We start from the raw sequence: 18,269 nt of genomic DNA on the forward strand, positions 1-18,269 counted from the left end.
GATGTCGTCAGACTGCATCGTCAAGGCTTTTTCCGGCTGCGCCTGCCCAGCCGGTGAATGCGCGGAAAAGCCCCTCACCTCCCCGCCGGTCACCTTCATCTCCTGGCGCAAGCAGGCCATCACCTGCCTCGCCTTCGGCTTCCTCGCCGCCATCGTCACCGCCGCCTGGTTGGAGACACAGTTCAAGACGCAGGATCTCGCCGATCAGGAGCTGATGTCATGGAAATAAGCTTTGCTCGATATCACCGATCAGGAGCTGAACTTGATGTCGCTCGCCTTGGCCGCGGTGATGAAGGCCCGCCGCACCTGCTCGGGTTCGGCGGCATCGTTGAAGACGTCGAGCACCAGCCCTTCGGCAACCTTGGCCGCCGGCGTCTGGTCGGGCCAGTCGTTCAGTAAGGCATTGCCGGCCTGAACGACATTATAGACCGTCCTCACCTTGCCATTGATGGTGATCTTCACCGGTTTGAAGCTTCGTCGCTTGCTCATGGCCCAGTATCTCACACGGAACGCGACTCAACGAATCACTTTGCGACTCGTTCCGGTTGAGACGGCTCTTCGTTCGCCAGCCGGGCGCCGAGCCCGATGTCCTCCGCCTGCATGACAGAGCAGGGCCCGGACGCGTGCGAGAATGCGGCAGATGAAGCCCGAACCAGGAGGCAACACAATGGACCTTCAGAGTCTGGTCGCCGCGCATATGCCAAACCGTCGCCGCCCGATGCCGATGGGCGCTGCGGCCGGGGACCGATACTACCAAAATCAGATCACCCTTCCGCGCCTGAGGCTTCGGCTCCTCGGGCTGACGGCCGCAACCGCCGGCGTGACGCTGCTTCTGGCTGGCGTCATCAAGGCATGAGGTGCCCTTATGGTCAGACAGATCGATCATGTTATGCTGCGATCCCTTATCACTGGGGACCGCGCGATGGGCGGCAGCCAGGCGGCATTGGTGCGGGCGCTGCTGAGCGCCGGGGCGCCGAGCAAATAGGCTCGACCGCGACCAATGCTCATGACGCGGCACCTCGCGCGAAATACGGCAGACTGCTCCGGTTGAGGCGCCTGTCATGTTATTGTGGATCAGAGAATCAATGAAATTTGCCGGTGGCTAAAACGTGCCAGAGCCAGTAAAGCGTAGAGACAGGTTTACGTGGACATATGCCCTCTGGCTGTTGCCATTCCTGGCGCAAAATTGGCTATATTGGCTTCATCCCCAATTGGATTGGTGGACGATTAGCCTGATCATATGGGTAGTGACCCTAATCGCCGTCGCAGGCTCCCTCTGCATCAATCTGGCGCAGCGACGCTGGCGGCGTCTCGTCTCTCTCCTGATCGCACCCCTTCTGTTGCTGGTCCTGCTCCGTATCCTCGCTGCTGTCGGCATAACGTCCGACAGCGTTAGATTTGCGCTGACCAAGCAAACGTACCTGGCAGAGATCGAACGAACCGATCTGCCGGGCGGAGAGCAACGATTCAGGACATTCGTATGGGACGATACCTTCCTCGAGAAAACCTACTCGACGCTCGTCTACGACGAGAGTGATGAAGTCTCCTTGCCCAGGGGCGAGCAATCCGCGGCCTGGCAACAGCGTGTCCAAATATCATGCTCGGAAAAGAAGGAATGCGTGGATCTCGATTCAGGTCCGGACGAATACGTCAACATCAGAAAGATCGGCGAACACTTCTATATTCTGGACGATAGTCTGCCGAACGCGTTTCCTTAAGCCGCCGCCGCAGCGCCCTTGGAAAATTCTCGCCCTTGATTTCGCCGACGCCGCCGCCTAATTTGACTATATATGGTCATTTAGAAACGGAGGCGGCGATGTCGACAATCAGCGTGGCAGAGGCAAAGGCCGGTTTCGCCGGTTTGGTCGATGACGCGGCGAAGGGGGAATTCGTCACGATCACGCGGCACGGAAAGCCCGCTGCCGTCCTCGTTTCCGTCAAAGCGGCCGAGGCCGCGAAAAGGGCTTTGAAGAAGCCACGGCCGAATTTCGGGGATTTCCTGTTGACCTTCCCCGGCGGGGTCGAACTGGAGCGGAACCCGTCGACAATGCGCGATATCGATCTGTGACCGCCTACCTGCTCGATACCAATATCATTTCGAAGTTCGCGCCAGGCAAGATGCCGCCGTCCGATCCGGTACGGGCATGGTTTCATGAACAAGGCGAAGCCGATAGCCTGTTTCTGTCGGCTCTATCGGTCGCCGAGATCGAGAAGGGAATGCGGAGCCTTCACCGTCGCGGCGGGATCGAGCGGGCAAAGCGCCTTTCGACATGGCTGGACTTCATCACCGACAGTTTCGGCGATCGGATCTTGCCGATGGATACTATTGTCGCGCGCATCGCCGGCGCTCTGGAAGATGAAGCCGAGAGCCAAGGCCGTCACCCCGGTCTCGGCGACCTCATCATCGCGGCGACCGCGCGGGCCTACGACCTTACCGTCATTACGGAAAACCTGCGGCATTTCCAGCCGCTTGACGTCGCTGTCGATCTCCCCGCCGCGTTCCGGTCGGAATGATCCGAAGCATCGCCGATCACGAGCCGCCCTTGATGTCGCTCGCCCTGGCTGCCGGCTAAACGCCCGTCGCGCCTGCTCGGCCTCGGTGGCATCGTTGAAGACATCAAGCACAAGCAGTTGGGCAGCTTTGACCGCGGCTCCTTCTCATCGCAGCGCCTCACGCACCGATCTGAACCCGAGCTAAACCCGACCTTCCAAGAGAGATCGTGGTATGGTTGGCGTCCAATTTGGAGAGGGAGCTATGCTGAAAAATCCCATAGTTGGGCTGGCGGTTGGCGCGCTTATGGTTTTTGCGCCCCACGCAGGTGCGACTGCCGACCCGCTCCCCAAAGGTTTTGAGCGCCACAAATTCAACGGATCGGTCAGACCGGAGGTCAAGGACGGCGTGACCCGGTTCGAGATATTCGACCGTCAGTGTTCCAATGTCGACTATGGAGATGGACGCGGCGAAAATGATTGTCGCAATGGCAACGTCCGCTCGACGATCCGCTATATGCGAGACATGAGGGTTGGCGAAAGCGTCGAATACAAGTTTGATTTCCGGCTCGATCCGGCTTTTGCCTACAAGGGCTGGCACAACAACTCCGCAAATGGCTTTTATCCCGATGGCTGGGACAGCCATTTGCGCCTCGCGTCCTGGGAAGGACCGGCAATCCACAATTTCATCTACATGCTGAAAGCCGACACGCGCAACGGCGTGAACTTTCTCGCCCGCCAGTGCCAGAAACCGGGAGATTTCGGCAAATGGGCGACATTCTCGCTGAAAATCCGATGGGCAAACGATGAGAGCGGATGGGTTGCGGCAAGCTGCGACAACAAGGTGATCTACGCCGCCGAAGGTGAAGCAACCAACCAAGCGCCGCATTGCTGGGAATCGAACGAGTGCGAGCCGCAATCAAACCGCGACCCGAAATCATTCAACTTCATTCTCGGCCCGGTGATGATGGGCTGGGGCAACGAATGGAAGAACTATGACCATCATACGTCCCAGTTTGACGTGGTGCAGCCGGATGGTATCGGCATCGATGTCCGCAATGTCAGTGTGACCCGCGGTGTCAGCGACTATTCCGCCGAACAAGCAGTTTTGCTCAAGAGGTTGCAGCAGCAACTGGTTCATTTGGGCTGCAAGCCAGGGAATGTCGAGGGCAAGCCTGACAAGGCAACACGGCAGGCCGCACTCTCCTGCCGCAAGTTTGAGAGCGGGCTTCCCGAGGCGCTCAATCTGACGACGCTGCAAGCCTTCGCTGACGCCTATGCCAAGCCGGAGACCGCAAGTCTGCCTTCAGGCAACGCCGCGGCCGGTGCCGAAAACGGTTCGTCAAAACCGAGGACCTATATCAAGCTGGGCGAAATGCTTGCCATGAAGACAGGCAAAGACACCAAGGTGAATTCCAACTTCTTTGGCAAGATCAAAGGCGCCAGGAAGGGGCAGAACGAACTGGACTTCATCATATTGGGGCAGTTCGACTACACTGACAACAGTTTCAGCCAGCTGTCATTTCTTCTGCAAGACAATCTCTCCAAGGCCGAAGTGAATGCCGCGGCCAAGTGCGGCTATGGGACGATCCGATTTCCAGACGGCACAGATCATTTGGAGATCGTCATGCAACGTTCCGGAAACACGTTCTCGTCCCCGCCAAGAACCGACTGCTTGATTCAAGCGCTCGGCAAACGACCGGCATCGCAGGTTCCCTACCTTACCGAGGGGTTTGCCGATCTGGCTAAATCGATGGTTTCCGACGGCGGCTGGAAGAAACTGCGGCATGAAGGTTTGAAGATATTTGTCAAACGTGTTGCCGACGGTGAAATCACGGTCGGCGGCTGAGATCGCAGCACAGAGCCGCACGCTGCTTCTTCTCCAACCGCGTTCCGGCCGGAATGACCGGTACTGACACGAGCAGATCTCCAGATCAGGCTTCGCCGGGCCGCGCTACGACAACGTGCCCCCGGCATTGCGTCGGTAAGCCGCGCCGCCGTTCTAGGCGATCCGGCGAACGCCCGTTCAAACGGTCGCCGGTTCGGCTATTTGGCCGCGTGCCAAACTCCCCCAACGCCATCGCCGTTGGCCTCACCGGCTTTCTTATCCTCGACATAGGTGTAGAGCGGCTTGCCCTCGTAGGCCCACATCTCTTTGCCATCCGCAGCTTTGACCAGCGTCCATTCGCCTTCTGCCTTGGCCTTGGCTCCGGCGTGGAACGCCGGCCACTTCTTCAGGCAATCCTTATCGCAGTTGGATTTGCCTTTTGTATCTTTGTCGAAGGTGTAAAGGACCATGCCCTTTTCAGTAGCCAGGACCTTGCCCATTTTCGTGTCCACCGTCTTGGCAGGCTCGGCCGCAAAAGCAGACCCGGCTACAGCAGTTAAGGCACCTATCGCGATCAATATCGTTCTCATGATTTTTCTCCCATCCGGCAGTGCCGGCGGAATGCCAGCAGTGCCGGACTAACTGAGAAAAACGCCCAACTATGAAAGCAGTTCCGTCCACGGGGGACGAACACGACAGGCCAGCAATGGTTATAACGTCCGCGAAGCGCCAATGACGATTATTAGCGGCAAAGTCTTCCGCGTCATTCGAGCCAGCTCTGTGGCGCGTAGACGACGCGATCTCAGAGGCGGCGAAGATGTGGGACGAAATTATTCACAGCCTCACGAAAGCTGCGTAAGGCTCGTTTGCGTATCAGCTTTTCACGAGTATGCATGAACCAAAGGATCGTTATCAGCCGAGCTGACAGACGTATCGTTCGGTATTTCATGGGATAGAAAATTTCGGGAAACATTAGCAACCATGATTTTCGGCAATAATGACCGATGGTTACGACTGGTCGGAGTGGAGTGATTCGAACACTCGACCCCCACGTCCCGAACGTGGTGCGCTACCAGACTGCGCTACACTCCGTGACCAGCGGCGCTTCTATAGAACAGCCTATCTGGTTGCACAAGCACCAAATTCCAAAAATCAGGCGGAATTTTTGACGGGTTGATGACAGACCCGGCGCGCCACTGCTGCTGCAAAAAGACACACTCGGAGCAAATCGTCGGGAACTGCCACAGGGGCAATTTTCTTTTGCCGGGTTCCGCGCTAAAGGGCTCGACGGGACAGGCGAAACCGCCCGTAAACAGCGGATTCGCAGCCACTGCGCTAGAGACCAGGGACAACACGATGAAACTCCGCACCATCACCGCGGCCGGGCTTGCAATTGGGCTTGCCGGATGCACGACCATACCTTCCGCCGGCAATCCGATCGAGGCCCGCTGGGTCGGCAAATCGGCCGGAATCTTCTTTGCCGCCTACGGACCGCCGATCAGCGACAGCGAGCAAGGCGCCACCACCGTCTATACCTGGCGCGGCGGCTACAAGACCGTGCGCATTCCGGCAAAATATGCCGAAGGCGCCGACGGCAAGCGCGGCAAGCAGATTTCCGCCGCCCGCACCGCCTATCTGCGCTGCCAGGCCGAAATCACCACCAGCTCCGATTACACGATCCGCGACATCCGCACCGTCGCCGACATTCCCGGCGTCAACGGTCCGTCCTATTGCGCCGAGTTCCTGGCGCCCGAACAGAAGTAACGGACGGTTTGTCCGGCATATGGGGACAGGCGGCCTGGTGCCGCCTGGGACCGCCGGTACCCTCTGCCCTGCCGGGCATCTCCCCCACAAGGGGGCGATCGGATGGGCTTTAGGGTTTCCCGTTTACAACACCGCTCGTCTTTTCAGACGAATCTGCGCATCGGTCAGCGAGGGACGAAGTGTTCGCCTCCTACCAATCTCCCCCCGTGTGGGGGAGATGCCCGGCAGGGCAGAGGGGGGTCCACAGGATGCGACGCCCACGTCTGCCCACGCGCTGAGTGGTCTCGATAATCGGGATCGTGATGCCGCAGTCCCTCGTTCCGATAAAGACAGGAGACCGTCGGCGCCGAACCACCACTAAAGCTCACCCCTCCGCCGGCCCGTAAAGGCCGAGCTGCTCGAGAAGCGTGCGCTGCCGGTCGGCGTTTTCGACCAGGAGGCTGGTGTAGCGTTCGACGATGCGTCCGCGGTGAGCCGGGTCGGAGACGGCCGACAGCGCGCCTGTGATGGCGGCGATCCTTTCCGAGGCCTGGCGCAGTTCTTCCAGCAGCTTTGCCTTGCCGCCGGCTTCCGCGACGACTTGCTTCGTCACCTTGCCGATGCCGGCCGGCGTGCGGCTGCCGGCCGAGACATAGCCTTCCGGCAGGTCGCCCTTGAGATTGACGACGGATTTGAAGCGGATGACGTCGAAGATCTGGTCGACCGCCTGCTTGGCGCCGGTCACCCGCGACGGGTGGTCGGTGTCGGCGGCGGCATGCGGCAAGAGTTCGAGCTTGCCCTTGTGGCGCTGCTCGAGCGGCAGATAGGGCAGCATCGGGCCGCTCAGCGTGCCGGTCGCGGCATCGCTGAAGAGGTCGGCGTCGATGGCCGCATGGGCGATCTTACCGGAGGCAAGGGCTGCGTCGAGCGCATTGGTATCGACGACTTCGCCGCGGTCGTAATTGACCAGCACCGCGCCGTCCTTCATCGCACCGAGCACCTTCGCATCGACAGTGCCGGCATTGGAATAGATGCCGGTCGATGCATCCAGGCGGCCGAGGCCGATATGGACGGAGAGCACGTCGGCGCCGCTTGCCGCTTCGACCGGGCTTGCGGCATAGTTAAAGCCTTCCGCCTCGATCCAGCGCCGGTGATGCTCGCGGGCGTAGATCGCCACCTGCATGCCGAAAGCCTTGGCGAGCTTGGCGACTTCACGGCCGATATTGCCGTAGCCGAGAACGGCGAGTTTGCGGCCCTCGAGCTTTGCCGTCGGGAAATCCTTAAGCTGGCGGCCGGTATCGAAATCGCCGCCGGCGACCATCCGGTGCAGCCGGTCGACCGGCAGATCGGGAACGACCTTGAGGATTGCCTTCACGGCCATCTGGGCGGTCGCGCGGCTGTTGATGCCGGGCGTGTTCATCAGCGCCGCAGTACCGCCCTCGCCATTGCCGCCGCCCCAGGAGGCCGAGCCCATATTGCCGGTGCCGGCGCCGATGCGCACGCCGCCGAGCGGGAAGACCGCAGCCTTCGGGATGAAGGTCGCCGCCGCGATCAGCGCGTCGTACTGGCCCTTGTCGGTCTGCGGCAGGATCTCTGCCTCGGTGCTGAGGTTCGGCTGGTAGAAGAAATGGATGCGGCCTTTTTCAAGCCCGGCGCGATCACTGAGCGGCCCGAGATGGAAGCTGCCGCCCTTCTCCTCGATATAGGCCTTGATCTCGCTGTAATCAGGCTCGCCATTAGCGCCGAAGCGCAGGCCGACCAGATCGGCGATCAGCACCGTATAGGCGTGGTTCGGATCATCCTTGCGCACGGCGCCATCGGCCTTGGCCGCGGCGTCGAAGGTCACGCCGTGTTTTGCCAGTTCCTCTTCGAGAACGACGATCTTGGCTCTGAGATAAGCGTATTGCAGGTTTTCCAGAAGTGCCACGACATCTTCGGGCTCGCGGATGCCGCCGACCCAGGCGCGGTAATCGCCCGGCGTGCCGGGGAAGGCATTGACGTAGCGGGCCGCGTCGAGGCCCGGCTCATATTCGCCGTTCGGATGGGTGATGCCCTCATAACCGAGCAGCTGTTTCGAACGGGCGATGATGCGGGCGTGGATGCCGGCATCGGTGATGTCGTCCTCGACCTTCAGCAGCGTCACCGCCGCACCGCGCCGATCGGCATCGGTGACGGTCAGCGACAGCAGCGGATGCGACTTGACCCATTCGTCGATCACGGCGCGGTTGGCGGCGGAGCGGCGGTTGAGCTCGACGACGGAGCCGACCCGGGCCTCCGACTGCAACAGGCCGAAGGTGGTCTCGGCGAAGGCGAGCGCGCTATAGGTGTTGATGACGCCGCCGAGCATGCGGTCTTCGGCCGGATCGTAGAACGGGCCGGCATCGACGGAGCGCTTGGCCGAAAACGGCTGGCGCGGGTCGATCGGCGGCGCGATCTTCAGCTGCCGCGGGATCGCCCAGGCCGGATCCTGCTGGTTCTTCTCGATCAGCGCCAGGGCATGCGGCGTGAAGGAGGCGACGAAATAGCCGGAGATGCCGCCGATCGCCTTCTGGAACGGCATGAACAGGCAGCATTTTGCCATCACGGCGCTGACCAGTTCAGGCTCCCAGGGCATGGCGCCGAGCATCGAGGTGGCGTCGAACACCGCATGGCGGTTGGCTGGATCGCCGTCGAGCCAGTTCAACAATTCGTGGATTTCGCTGCTGGTATAGGCATTGGCCCCTGTGGTTTCGTGGCCGACGCCGACGAAGATCGACACGCCGAGCGCCGTCAGTTCGGCCGCGGTCGGGATCACGCCTTCGGAGGCGGCAAAATGGATGCGGCTCTCGCAGCCCTTTTCGGCGAAGCGCTGCATCTCGATCAGTTGTGTCGCCCAGGACTGGCGGAAGAAGCCGGCCGCCTTGGACGGATCGCTCTCCGGCCGCGGCGTATCGACATAGACGCGCTGGCCGGCATCGTTGGCATTCATCAGGTGCTGGATGCAGACGGTGAAACCGCTATGGCCACCGCCGAGGCCGACCGCCATGCGGTTGACCTTGGGAAAGCCGAAATAACGATGGATCGCCCGCATCATGTCGGTCAGGATCTTGTCGGCCGGATAGCCGCGATGCATGCTGCGGGAAATTTCGGCGGTGGTGAAGCCGCCGATATCGTTGCCGCGGTCGTCGAACTTGCGATAGGTCTTTTCGATCCAGGCATCGAAGGCGATGCGCCGCAGGCGGCTATCCACCTCATCGGTCGTCGCATCGGTGATCGGCCCGACGCCGAAGAATGGGTTGGACGGCAGTCTCGGCGCACCCGACGCGGTCTGTCGAAGGGCGTTCAATCGCTGTACCTGCATGTGCGCGATATCTGTCATTGCCTGCCTGTCTCTGTCCGGAGCTGAAGTTGCCTTCATGGTGAAGCGACAGCCCCGGCGACACAACCTCATATGCGCCGAACGACAGGCCAAACGCGTCATCGGGGTATCGTTGATGATGGCGCGATGGGTGGGGGGACGCGACGCGCGTTCCTGCCTGGAGATCGGCGGTACTGGGATGACGGAGGAGAAGTGGTGCTGCCGATGAAGGAGCAGAGGTGGTGCCGCGAGCTGCATCGCCGGTGCGTCTGGCAACAAAGCCAACCACACTCTCCGTCATCCCAGGGCTTGACCCTGGGATCCACAACCAAGGACGCGGACTTCTATTTCTCTGCCCCTATCCACCTCGTGCCAGCCGCATGGATCCCAGGGTCAAGCCCTGGGATGACGGAGGAGAAGTGGTGCCCGGGATGGAGGAGGAGAGGTAGTGCCGGGGACCAAAAGCCCTCGCCAGGGCGATGAAGCGAACCGCGAGCGCGGTGTCACAAAGGGTCACAGCCGTAACCATCCCCGCACAAAAACAGACTTGCCGCACTCAACCATCCGGCGTATGTCTTGCCCGTCGCGAAAAGCGACTGCTTCCCTTGATCCGCTCAGTGGCGGAGTAAACAGGTGGACGAATGGTCGTCCAGGCGGTCGAGCACAGGCCATCCATGCATTTCAAGCACGGTTCGGCCAGCACTCCCAGAAACCAAAACGCCTGACATAGCGTCAGGCCTCATCGTGAGCCCTCGGCGTCCCGACGCAATTCCGTGATTCAACGAAATCAGGGAAGCGCGACGATCCTGCCGGCTTGCGTCGACCCGGAACGCACCATGACCAGATCCCTTATTGTCATCTTCACCGCCATCATCCTCGATGCCGTCGGCATCGGGCTGATTTTCCCGATCCTGCCGTCGCTGCTGCGCGATGTCACCCATGCCGAAAACGTCGCCCCTTTTATCGGCGCGCTGACCGCTCTTTACGCCGTCATGCAGTTCATCTTTGCGCCGGTGCTCGGCGCACTCAGCGACCGGCTCGGCCGCCGGCCGGTGCTGCTGATTTCGCTTGCCGGCGCCGCCGTCAACTATCTGTTCCTCGCCTCCGCGCCCAATCTCCTCATGCTGTTTCTCGGCCGCGCCATTGCCGGGCTGACCAGCGCCAACATGTCGGTGGCGACTGCCTATATCACCGACATCTCACCGGAGGAGACGCGCGCCCGCCGCTTCGGCCTCTTCAATGCCATGTTCGGCCTCGGCTTCATCATCGGCCCGGTCGCCGGCGGCGTGCTCGGCGATTACTGGCTGCGGCTGCCCTTCATCGCGGCGGCCGTGCTCAATGGCGCCAACCTGCTGCTTGCCTTCTTCGTCCTGCCGGAATCGCGCCCCGGCAGCCGCGAGAAGATCGATCTGACCGCCCTCAATCCGCTCCGGCCGCTGCGCACGGTGCTGGAGGTCAAAAGCCTGCTGCCTGTGATCATCCTCTTCTTCATCTTCAGCGCCACCGGCGAGGCCTACGGCACCTGCTGGGCGCTCTGGGGCAGCGACGCCTTCCACTGGAACGGGCTGTCGATCGGCCTTTCGCTCGGCGCCTTCGGTCTCTGCCAGGCGCTGGCCCAGGCCTTCCTGCCCGGACCGGCCGTCAGACTGCTCGGCGAACGCGGGGCGATCCTGACCGGTGTCGCCGGCGTCTCGATCGCGCTCACCGTCATGGCCTTTGCCGAGCGGAGCTGGATGATCTTCGCGATCATGCCGGTCTTCACGCTCGGCGGCATCGGCGTGCCGGCGCTTCAATCGCTCGCCAGCCGGCAGGTCGATGAAAACAGCCAAGGCCAGTTCCAGGGCGTGCTGGCCTCAGTCGTCAGCCTCGCCTCGATCATCGCGCCGCTCGGCTTCTCCAGCGTCTATTTCCTCGTCCGGCGGGAGTGGCCGGGCGCCATCTGGCTCTCGGTCGTCGCGGTCTATGCGCTCGCCGTGCCGCTGGTTCTCGGTCTCGGGCTGAAGGCGGCGGCGTCGCAGCCGGCGGGCTGAACCGCTGCTGCGGGCGGTGCGTGTGGCGAGAACGCCAACCCCACACTCCGTCGTCCCAGGGCTTGACCCTGGGATCCACAGCCAAGCACGCGGCTTCAATTCCTTCCCTACGAGAAGATGCCAGCGCTCTTCCCGCGGTGCCAGCCGCATGGATCCCAGGGTCAAGCCCTGGGATGACGGAGGAGAGGTGGTGCCGGGATGCATAACGCCGGCGCGGAGGAGAGGTGGTGCCGCGGCGCATAAGCCCGCCAGCGCGCAGCAGAGGTAGCGCCGTGAGGCATCGGCTCGGCGGCAGCGATGACGCTTCGGCAGACGCGGCGCCTCACAAGCTGCGCCCGCGGTGCGTTTGGCAACCTAGCCAACCCCACTCTCCGTCATCCCAGGGCTTGACCCTGGGATCCACAACCAAGCACTCTGCCGGAATGGCAGGCTATGTTTACATCGTCACCAACCAGAAAAACGGCACGCTCTATATCGGCGTGACATCCGATCTGGAGCGCCGCATCTATGAGCATCGCGAAGGGCTGACGCCGGGCTTTGCCTGGAAATACGGCTGCACTCGCCTCGTCTGGTACGAGGAGCATTGGGATATCGGCACCGCGATCCAGCGCGAAAAGTCATTGAAGCGATGGAACCGGCAATGGAAGATCGATCTGGTCGAGGCCATGAATCCCGAGTGGGACGATCTCTATCTGACGCTGTGGTGATGCTGTTCGCGCAGAGCCAGCCGCGTGGATCCCAGGTCAAGCCCTGGGATGACGGAGGAGAGGTGGTGCCGGGACGCACAGGCCTCACCGGCGCGATAAAGCTGCGGCTCCGCAGCTGATGGAACGGCGGCAAAAGCGGAGGCATCACACGCTGCATCGCCGGTGCGTTTGGCGAGAACGCAACCCCACTCTCCGTCATCCCAGGGCTTGACCCTGGGATCCACCACCGGCACTCGGCTTCAATAATTTCGAGCTGTTCTTCCACGTCAGCCCAAACACACGCAGCCAGTTGTCGAAGGCGAGTTTCGACAGGCTCTCGCTGTCGAAGCCGCTTTTGCGCATCGCCTCGAACAGCTGCGGCAGGCCGCTGGCGTCCTTGATCCTGCGGGGGATGACCGCGCCGTCGAAATCGGATCCGAGGGCGACCCGGTTTTCGCCGACGCGGTTGACGAGATAGTCGATATGGCGAACGACGGCATCGAGCGGCGTATCGTCATTCAGGTCGCCATCGGCGCGGATGTCGTTGACCGAGAGGTTGAAGCCGATCACGCCGTCGGTATCGCGGATGGCGTCGAGTTGCCGGTCGGTGAGATTGCGGGTGGAGGGACAGATGGCGTGGGCGCAGGCATGGGTGGCGACCAGCGGGGCGTCGCTCAAGGCCGCCACATCCCAGAAACCCTTTTCGTTCAGATGCGCCAGGTCGATCATGATGCCGAGCCGATTGCAGGTCCTGACCAAATCCTTGCCGATCTCGGTCAGCCCGGGGCCGGTATCCGGCGACCTGGGATAGGCGAAGGGAACGCCGTAGCCGAACATATTCGGGCGGCTCCAGACCGGCCCCAGCGAGCGCAGGCCGGCTGCATGCAGGTGATGGAGATAGTCGAAATCCCGATCCAGCGCTTCGGCCCCTTCCATATGAAGCACGACGGCAAGGGCGCCCTGGGCCCTTGCCGCCCTGATCTCCTCGACATCGATCGCCAGGCGCATTTGCCCGTCGGAGCGACGGATCAAGCTTTCCAGCGCCAGACGCTCGGCCTCGATCTGCTGGCGGGCATAGAGCGGATCGACGGTTTCGGCATAGACGACCTCGTAGCCGTTGTCGGTGATGATCAGGTCGTTTTCCGGCGGACGCTCCGGGGCCGCATGCAGTGCAAACAAGCCGCCGACCAGGCCGCCCTCGCGGGCTCTCGGCAGATCGAGATGGCCGGTTTCCGACCGCAGCAGAAAGTCGCGGCCGGAGGGCGTGTATTCGGCAATGAATTGAGCCGCGTCATTGTGCCCGTCGAAGACGTCGATTTCGGCCATGTCGGTTTGCTCCGGGTTCACTTGGCATGGTCGGGGACGCTGCGCGGGCAACATGCATTGGATTGCCGGAATAGTCACTGCGGTGCGTGTGGCACCCCCCTCTGTCCTGCCGGACATCTCCCCCACAAGGGGGGAGATTGGCAAGAAGCGAACACCTCGTCCCTCTCTAGCGGTAGGCTGATGCAAGCGATTGCTGTTTGGCGAAGCCCGTGAGCCCAGCCGATCTCCCTCCTTGTGGGGGAGATGCCCGGCAGGGCAGAGGGGGGTGCCACACGATGCCCCCTAACCTTCGTCTACGCCGCCTCCTCCTTCTGAGCCGCACCCTCCGCCAGCCTCCGCGCCGCCACAAAATCCACCTTTCCCGACCCCAGCACCGGCACCTTGCCGATCGTGACCTCGGCCGGGACCATCATGTCCATGGCGCCCTTGGATTTGGCGAAGGCGAGGAATTCGGCGCGGGTGGCGGTCGGGGCGTCGGTGAGCAGCACCAGGCGCTCGCCCTTCTTGGGGTCGGGCAGCGATGAGACGACCGAGAGTGCGCCCGGCCAGAGCTCGGCGGCGAGCGCCTCGATCGCCGCCAGCGACACCATTTCGCCGCCGATCTTGGCGAAGCGCTTGGCGCGGCCGCGGATCTTGACGAAGCCGTCCTCGTCGATGCTGACGATGTCGCCGGTGTCGTGCCAGCCATCGGCGAGCGGTTCGAGCACGCCGGGCTTTTCGGCGCGGAGGTATCCGGCCATGACATTGGCGCCGCGCACATGCAGGCGGCCGCCCTCGTCGATGCCCGGCACCGGCTCGAGCTTCCATTCCATGCCCGGCAGGATTTTGCCGACCGTGCCGGAGCGGTTGTACATCGGCGTGTTGATCGAAATCACCGGCGCCGTCTCGGTGACGCCGTAGCCTTCGAGAATGCGCAGGCCGAATTTTTCCATGTAGGTCTGGCGGGTCGAAGCCTTCACCGGCTCGGCGCCGGCGAAGATATAGCGGATCGAGCGGAAATCATAAGGGTGCGCCGTCCTCGCATAGCCGTTGAGGAAGGTATCGGTGCCGAAGATGATCGTGGCGTTGGAGACATAGATCAGCTCCGGCACGATGCGGTAATGCAGCGGCGAGGGATAGAAATAGACCGGCACGCCCGAGATCAGCGGCAGCACGGTGCCGGCCGTCAGCCCGAAGGAATGGAAGACCGGCAGGATGTTGAACACCTTGTCGCCGCTGTGGAAATCGATGCGGGCGGCGGCCTGGGCGGCGTTCGACAGCACGTTGCGGTGGGTCAGCACCACGCCCTTCGGCGTGCCTTCCGAGCCGGAGGTGAAGAGGATGACGGCCGGGTCGTCGGCCTGGCGTTTGGCGAGCGGCCGCGCCTTTCGCAGAAGGCCGATGAGCTTGTCCTTGAATGAGATTTCGGCTCTGAGATCATCGAGCCAGACGATCGCCAGCTGCTTTTCCAGCTCCTCGATCACAGGGCCGAGCTTGGCCTGGGTGACGAAGGCGCGCGAGGTCAGCACATGTTTGACCTCCGCCGCCCTGCAGGCAGAGAGGATATTGGCAGCACCGGCGGTGAAATTCAGCATCGCCGGCACCTTGCCCGCCGTCATGACGCCGAGAATGGTGGCGGCGGAGCCATTGGCATTCGGCAGCATGACGCCGAGGTTCTGTTCCGGGAAGCGGGCGCGGAATTTTGCACCGAGCACGGCAGCCCCGGTCAAAAGCTTGCCATAGGTCAGCCGGCCGGTGACCGGATCTTCGACCGCGAGTTTTTTCATGCCGAATTCGTGACCGGCCTGGATGACGCGCTCGAGCACGGTCGAGGAGGTGTCGGCGGTGCGGAACAACAGGTTCGACATCACCTGGTAGAGGGCGGCACCGGCCGCCGTGCGGCGCTTGCGGCCTTTCAGCTCCGCCGGCACTTCGAGCTTCACCGGCTCGAGAATGGTGACCTTGACCTTGGGAAACAGCCGGCGGCGGATCTTGCCGTTATCGAGATAGGAGAAATAGGTCTTCTCCAGCCCGTCGATCTTGACCGGCACCACCATCGAGCCTGTCTTGTCGGCGACCATGGCCGCGCCGTCATAGACCTTCATCAGCGTGCCGGTCACCGTCAGCCGGCCTTCGGGGAAGATGCCGATCGGGTTGCCTTCCTGCGCCACCTTGATCAGCGAGCGCGTCGCCATCGGCTTGGTCGGGTCGAGCGGCAGGAACTTGCACATTTTCAGGAAGGGCCGCACCCACCAGGCCTGGGCGATCTTGTAATCGACGGCAAAGGTGGGCTCCTCCTCGGTGATGGCGAGCGCGAGCGCACCGTCGAGCAGGCTGACATGGTTGAGCGCGATGATCGGCGCCGGGCCGGCCTTCTTGATATTCTCCAGCCCCTCGACCTCCAGGCGCATGAAGGCGCGGAACAGGATCGAGATGAAATCGCGGAAGGCATTGGTCGGCAGCGTCTTCAGCATCAGCCAGGCGACGACGAAATTGACCATGCCGAGGCCGATCAGGATCTGAGGAATGCTGGCGCCGAGCGCCTGGATGACGGCGACGAGACCGAGGCCGACGGTGATGAACAGCGCCGAAAGCACATTGGCCGCACCGATGACGCGGGCGCGGCGATCCTCGTGCGCCCACGTCTGTAGGCCGGCGAAAGTCGGCACCGCGATGAAGGCGCCCGAGATCGCCATGCCGGTAAGATCGATGGCGACGCGGATGGTATTTTGCCCGGCGAAGAACGCAAGGATGGTCGTCGCGTGCGAGGTCGAGGTGAGGCCCCAGAGGTTCCAGGCGAGATCGAGGCTGAAGAGGCCGAGCAGCGCGGTGCCGACCGGGGCCGGCAAGAGCACGATGCGGCCGGACGACATCCAGGCGGCGATGCCGGAACCAACGGCGACCGCAATGGCAAAGACAGTGAGATAGGCCGGCACGACGAGCTCGGAGCCGCCGAGCAGCTCGGTCACCATGGTCGGCAGGATGGAGAGGGTGAAGGCGCCGACCAGCCAGAACCAGCAGTTCATCAGCGCCGAGCGCCACAGCCGCTTGTCCTCGCGGATTTCCATGACGAGCCTGTAGCTGGAGCGGATGACGTTGCGGTCGATCTCAAGATCCGGCGCCTTGGAGCCGGTCGCCGGGATCATCCGCGCCGAGAGCCAGCAGAGCACCGACAACCCCATCATCATCGAGCCGAACAGCAGCACATTGTCGCCACTGGAGAAGGCAAGGGCGGCGATGATCGTGCCGCCGAGGATGGCGATGAAGGTGCCGCCCTCGATCCAGGCATTGGCCTTCGGCAGGTCGCGGCGTTCGAGATGATCGGGCAGGATGCCGTATTTGATCGGCCCGAACAGCGCCGAGACGACGCCGAAGCCGAAGAGGGCCGCCATCAGGACGAAGATGGAGGAGAAGGCGAGACCGATAACGGCAAGGGCGGCAATGCCGATCTCGCAGCGTTTCAACAGCTCGGCAATCTTGGCCTTGTCGTGCTTGTCGGCGATTTCGCCGCCGAGCGCCGAAAGCAGCAGGAAGGGCACGATGAGGATGACGCCGGCAAGCGTCACCAGTGCTGCCCCCTCGCTCGCCGACATCTTGAAGAGGATGAGGAAGACGAGCGTATTCTTGAGGAAATTGTCGTTGAAGGCGGTCAGGAACTGCGTCCAGAACAGCGGCGCGAATTTCCGCGATGTCATCAGATTGGTTTGCACGGCGAGACCCTCTATCGATTGGCAGAGAAGGCCACAGAGTTGTTACGCAAAAGTTGAGTGCGATAACAACTCTGCGATGTGGTTAAGGAAGATCAATCTTCATCGCTACGATTGAATTTGACCAGCAGCTTTTCGGTGCGGGCATCTTCGACCTTGCGGATCAGCTTCTCGGATTCGGCGTTGTCGCGCAGCGTCTTGGTGATGTTCACCGTCGTCTGCACCAGCATCAATATGCCCATGGCGAGATAGCCTTTGCCCCAGAGATCGAGCGGCATCATGTAAAGGCCGAGCGCCAGCATGAAGGCGGCGGCGCCGAAGGAGAAGTAGGAGAAGCTGACCCAGCTGGCGGAATGTTTCTGGAAACTGTCGTTCATATCAGTAGCCCTTTGATTTCTAGGGGTGGATGGTGGGATGACAATGTCAGGCGGCCGGCGTGATGCGGCTCTTCAGCCGGGCGAGCACCTCATCGGCCGATGAGGTGAGCGGCGCGCCGCAGCCGGCATTGGCAAGCTTTTCGATGATGCCGGCCGGCCGCGTGGCGCTTTCCATCTCCTTCAGCGCCGCCGCCGTCAGCTCGTTCTGGCTCTGGCGCAGGCGCAGCCTGGCGAGCGTCTCCTCGGCCTCGTCGAGGGTGGCCAACCCGGAGCCGGCGACTGCGATATCGAGCTTCTGCGCCTCTTGCGTTGCGCGGGCCAGCCGCTCACCGCGCTGCAGCGCCTGCAGCCGCGCCTCGGCATCCCTGACGATGCCCTTCAGCTTGGCGATACCAGTGGTGAACTGGCTCTGCGCCTGTTCCGACGCATCGCGCTCGGCCTCAAGAAAGGCGATCGCCTCGGCCGCTTCCCGCGCCAGCCCTTCATTGCCCTTGGTGAGCGCCGCGGTGGCGCGGGTCTCGAGATCGGCGATGCGGGCGAGGATCGTCTGATGCTGCGCCTTCTCCTGCTCGTTCTGGCCGATTGCGACGGCGACGCTGCGGCGCGCCGACTGGATCGACTGGGCGGCATCGCGGATCTGCTGGGCAAGCAGCGGCACGGCGTGGCGATCGGCAAAGGCCTGCTCGGCATCATACGCCCTGCCCCGCAGCAATGTGGAAATCAATTTGAACATTTCCTTCCTCCGGTTTATGAACGTTGTTCACGA

Annotated in this window: 16 protein-coding genes and 1 tRNA gene; 9 read left to right on the plus strand and 8 right to left on the minus strand. The window is 62.3% G+C overall.

All coding sequences use genetic code 11. From position 1 onward, the window contains the following. Window position 1: 1 nt before the first annotated feature. Window positions 2-229, plus strand: a complete 228-nt coding sequence (locus FFM81_RS15790) for a hypothetical protein (RefSeq protein ID WP_138385154.1) — start codon at window positions 2-4, stop codon at window positions 227-229. A 20-nt stretch (window positions 230-249) separates the two neighbouring features. Here FFM81_RS15790 and FFM81_RS15795 read toward each other — a convergent pair whose 3' ends face one another. Continuing rightward, window positions 250-489, minus strand: a complete 240-nt coding sequence (locus FFM81_RS15795; RefSeq protein WP_003569678.1) for a DUF982 domain-containing protein — start codon at window positions 487-489, stop codon at window positions 250-252. A gap of 178 nt (window positions 490-667) precedes the next feature. Here FFM81_RS15795 and FFM81_RS15800 point away from each other — a divergent pair, with 178 nt between their 5' ends. The 5 genes from FFM81_RS15800 (at window position 668) to FFM81_RS15820 (ending at window position 4,339) form a co-directional block, all read left to right on the plus strand. Beyond that, on the plus strand, window positions 668-856 hold the full coding sequence (locus FFM81_RS15800) for a hypothetical protein (protein WP_138385153.1): 189 nt from the start codon (window positions 668-670) through the stop codon (window positions 854-856). A 253-nt stretch (window positions 857-1,109) separates the two neighbouring features. Next, window positions 1,110-1,718 carry a hypothetical protein gene (locus FFM81_RS15805; RefSeq protein ID WP_003569682.1) on the plus strand — a complete coding sequence of 203 codons (609 nt, stop codon included), beginning with the start codon at window positions 1,110-1,112 and terminating at the stop codon, window positions 1,716-1,718. Window positions 1,719-1,816: 98 nt separating this feature from the next. Further along, entirely contained in the window at window positions 1,817-2,068 is a 252-nt protein-coding gene (locus FFM81_RS15810; protein ID WP_003569684.1) for a type II toxin-antitoxin system Phd/YefM family antitoxin, read from the plus strand. Beyond that, on the plus strand, window positions 2,065-2,514 hold the full coding sequence (locus FFM81_RS15815; RefSeq protein ID WP_003569686.1) for a type II toxin-antitoxin system VapC family toxin: 450 nt from the start codon (window positions 2,065-2,067) through the stop codon (window positions 2,512-2,514). Before FFM81_RS15810 ends, FFM81_RS15815 begins: the two co-directional genes overlap by 4 nt. A gap of 241 nt (window positions 2,515-2,755) precedes the next feature. Continuing rightward, window positions 2,756-4,339, plus strand: a complete 1,584-nt coding sequence (locus FFM81_RS15820; protein ID WP_138385152.1) for a hypothetical protein — start codon at window positions 2,756-2,758, stop codon at window positions 4,337-4,339. 197 nt (window positions 4,340-4,536) lie between these two features. Here FFM81_RS15820 and FFM81_RS15825 read toward each other — a convergent pair whose 3' ends face one another. After that, window positions 4,537-4,908: a COG4315 family predicted lipoprotein gene (locus FFM81_RS15825; protein WP_003569690.1), complete on the minus strand. Its 372-nt coding sequence runs from the start codon at window positions 4,906-4,908 to the stop codon at window positions 4,537-4,539. Between the two features lie 425 nt (window positions 4,909-5,333). Continuing rightward, window positions 5,334-5,410 (minus strand) — tRNA-Pro (locus FFM81_RS15830). A 264-nt stretch (window positions 5,411-5,674) separates the two neighbouring features. Here FFM81_RS15830 and FFM81_RS15835 point away from each other — a divergent pair. Then, complete coding sequence (locus FFM81_RS15835; protein WP_003569691.1) at window positions 5,675-6,082, plus strand: hypothetical protein; 408 nt, start codon at window positions 5,675-5,677, stop codon at window positions 6,080-6,082. 364 nt (window positions 6,083-6,446) lie between these two features. Here the strand turns inward: FFM81_RS15835 and FFM81_RS15840 are convergent, their stop codons facing one another. Then, window positions 6,447-9,419: an NAD(P)-dependent oxidoreductase gene (locus FFM81_RS15840; RefSeq protein ID WP_138385151.1), complete on the minus strand. Its 2,973-nt coding sequence runs from the start codon at window positions 9,417-9,419 to the stop codon at window positions 6,447-6,449. A gap of 815 nt (window positions 9,420-10,234) precedes the next feature. On the opposite strand from FFM81_RS15840, the gene FFM81_RS15845 reads away from it, so the two are divergent. Both FFM81_RS15845 and FFM81_RS15850 read left to right on the plus strand, forming a co-directional pair. Continuing rightward, window positions 10,235-11,428, plus strand: a complete 1,194-nt coding sequence (locus tag FFM81_RS15845; RefSeq protein WP_138385150.1) for a TCR/Tet family MFS transporter — start codon at window positions 10,235-10,237, stop codon at window positions 11,426-11,428. 422 nt (window positions 11,429-11,850) lie between these two features. Continuing rightward, window positions 11,851-12,135: a GIY-YIG nuclease family protein gene (locus FFM81_RS15850; RefSeq protein WP_128399714.1), complete on the plus strand. Its 285-nt coding sequence runs from the start codon at window positions 11,851-11,853 to the stop codon at window positions 12,133-12,135. 195 nt (window positions 12,136-12,330) lie between these two features. On the opposite strand, the gene FFM81_RS15855 is transcribed toward FFM81_RS15850, so the two are convergent. From FFM81_RS15855 to FFM81_RS15870, 4 genes are all read right to left on the minus strand, one after another. Continuing rightward, window positions 12,331-13,440: a dipeptidase gene (locus tag FFM81_RS15855; protein WP_138385149.1), complete on the minus strand. Its 1,110-nt coding sequence runs from the start codon at window positions 13,438-13,440 to the stop codon at window positions 12,331-12,333. A 293-nt stretch (window positions 13,441-13,733) separates the two neighbouring features. Then, complete coding sequence (locus FFM81_RS15860; protein WP_138385148.1) at window positions 13,734-17,129, minus strand: acyl-[ACP]--phospholipid O-acyltransferase; 3,396 nt, start codon at window positions 17,127-17,129, stop codon at window positions 13,734-13,736. Window positions 17,130-17,221: 92 nt separating this feature from the next. Then, the gene (locus tag FFM81_RS15865) at window positions 17,222-17,503 is read right to left on the minus strand and encodes a YiaA/YiaB family inner membrane protein (RefSeq protein WP_085777270.1); all 282 of its coding nucleotides are present in this window, start codon (window positions 17,501-17,503) and stop codon (window positions 17,222-17,224) included. Between the two features lie 46 nt (window positions 17,504-17,549). Further along, window positions 17,550-18,236, minus strand: coding sequence for a PspA/IM30 family protein (locus FFM81_RS15870; protein WP_138385147.1), 687 nt, complete (start codon window positions 18,234-18,236; stop codon window positions 17,550-17,552). Between the last annotated feature and the right edge of the window lie 33 nt (window positions 18,237-18,269).

Source organism: Rhizobium hidalgonense, assembly GCF_005862185.2.
In the GTDB taxonomy this organism is placed as follows: domain Bacteria; phylum Pseudomonadota; class Alphaproteobacteria; order Rhizobiales; family Rhizobiaceae; genus Rhizobium; species Rhizobium hidalgonense.